This window comes from Vibrio sp. V12_P9A6T4, assembly GCF_963874835.1.
Classification (GTDB): domain Bacteria; phylum Pseudomonadota; class Gammaproteobacteria; order Enterobacterales; family Vibrionaceae; genus Vibrio; species Vibrio anguillarum.
In genome coordinates this window covers 1-2,344 of sequence record NZ_CAWNJO010000025.1, presented here as the reverse complement: position 1 = coordinate 2,344, position 2,344 = coordinate 1, and the positions used below count along the sequence as shown (strand labels likewise).

Genomic DNA, 2,344 nt, shown 5'->3' with positions numbered 1-2,344 from the left:
CTGCAAATGTTGCAATACCTTTACCTTGAACCCCAAAAGCTACGTTGTAACCGATTTCGACTCGGCACTTGAACGGTGGGTTCTTGAATCCACAACTACCAATTAGCTGGTCATTTGACTTTATAAAGTATGGTAAAGACCAAACTTCACAAATTGAATCACGATAATGATTAAGAGAGCGTTATAAAACATGATTTGGTGGAATTCCGTCAATCATATACTTAAGCTCAGATTGACCATCACGCAACATTTTTAGCTCATGCTCATTTAGCTGAATGAGTTCCATAATTTCCTTATGCCTAACGCCCGCTTAAGGGGCAGACAACGCTACTACTCACTTTCCGCATAGCACCTTAATCACAAAAACCAACGCATAGTGAAAATACCACGCATTGGCTGTCCCTCTTGAAGCGTTTGTTATAACGGTGCTTTAGCTGCCCATAGAAATATGATGCGTTGCACACAGCTTATTTCCTGCTGGATCGCGTAAATAAGCTAGATACATTTTTCTTTCTCCGCTTACCCTGAGACCTGGAGGATCTTCGCAAGCTACACCGCCATTAGCTAAACCTGCTGCATGCCATGAATCCACTAACTCTGGGCTAGTGACTTTTAAGCCAATTGTCATTCCATTACCATGAGTCGCCAGCTCTCCATTTATTGGCTTCGTAATTCCAAGCACACCATCTTTGTTTATGTAAAGACAGCGACCTTTAGCATCGATAACACCCGATGGATAACCTAAAACAGACAATATGGCGTCATAAAAAACCTTTGATTTTTCAATATCATTGGAGCCAATCATAATATGACTAAACATACTTGTTCCTTTTGTTGAGCAAAATCGGGATTTACTTTGAGGCATCGATTGAGCAATGTCTAGGTTGAAATGTGAGATAAGCTATAACGCCCGGCTAAGGGGTTGACAACGCACCGCCGAACTTAAAAAACACACTGTAAACATTGAACTTCAATTTTGCGCTAAAGTCGCCACGCGTTGGCAATCCCTCTTGAGCCGTTTGTTATGCAAATTCAATAAGATAAACCGACTTTACACGACCAAAAGCCACAATTGCAATGATTGAGTGATTCAAGAATCAACCCAAGCAAGAACTGTGATAAATGAGCCACCAAAACAAAGCCCACCTTTCAACAACAAACCAAGCTTTTGAATGAGACAAACTCAACAAGCAAGACTTTCAGCAAATGCGAAATGCTCGATAAACTTGCCCTTTCTACACTTTGCGCACGCAAGATTCACAACGCGCCAGCGCTAAAACTGATTGAGGCAAACAAAGAACCTTGCCTGTTTTACGGTTTAAGTTAACCACGAATTTGAGGGTAAAAAAGCTCATTTGCCGACAATACCAAACGAATGGCCGGAGAAATCCAAAAGATTGAACCCCTAATTTACCTGAGTTGCATAACGCTGCGTTAAGGGGTGAATGCCGCCTAAACCAAGCTTCCGCAGACCACTTTCACCACCAAAACTCACCGCATATCAAAAATGCCACGCGGCATGAATCCCACTTAAACGCCTTGTTATGTTTAAGGCTCAAAAGGTTAAGTTTGAGATACTAAGAGCTTAACTCGACTTATCTTTGAAAACCAAAGTTAGAAGCTAAAAAGCTGAATTAACTCATAATTTTAATTGTGCTGACTTTGAGTTTTAACGTGAGAAACCGAAAAACCGGGGTTTTAACTTTGAAATCAAAATCACGTCACTCACCTCGCCTACACTCTGGATTTCAATGAGGCAACTCTCTGAATTTTTAGCGCCCACGAATTGGAGTCCAAAAAACAGCGACCACTAAAGTTAACTTGCCGACAAGACCAAAATTCAAAAGCAGAGAAAGCAAAGAAAAGATGCAACCAGCTGATTTTAAGTGATTAAAACATAACGCCCGGCTAAGGGGTTGACAACGCACCACCGAACTTAAAAAACACACCGTAAACACTGAACTTCAATTTTGCACTAAAGTCGCCACGCGTTGGCAATCCCTCTTGAGCCGTTTGTTAGCTGCTGCACTTTAGCCGGAGATTGACTACCCAACGGCCTAATTTAAAACACATTATTGCTTTCAAACGACAAAGTAAAACGGACAATTTAGAAACTAAAACCTAATCCACGAAACGCACTTGGCAAAGAAGAAATAACAGTAAAACTTGACGAGCTTCTAGAACTTAAATTTACAAAGAATTCTTTCGAAGAAGCCAACGACCAAGTGCGCGAAATCCATTTAAGCGCGAAAGAGCCTCAAAACCAAAGAAGCCACACCAAAGAAATAAACAAACACACCACATCCCGTAAACAGACTTCGGTTAGTTCAACCACTTCACGAAC

The 2,344-nt window shown here is 41.2% G+C and carries 1 protein-coding gene; it reads right to left on the bottom strand.

All coding sequences use genetic code 11. From position 1 onward, the window contains the following. Nucleotides 1–430: 430 nt before the first annotated feature. A complete protein-coding gene (locus AACQ42_RS01360; RefSeq protein WP_170899813.1) occupies nt 431–820 on the bottom strand; it encodes a VOC family protein in 390 nt (129 codons plus the stop codon). Between the last annotated feature and the right edge of the window lie 1,524 nt (nt 821–2,344).

What these genes read in the sequence shown, in the direction of transcription:
- AACQ42_RS01360 (WP_170899813.1), bottom strand. Translation starts at nt 820, where the DNA reads ATGTTTAGTCATATTATGATTGGCTCCAATGATATTGAAAAATCAAAG.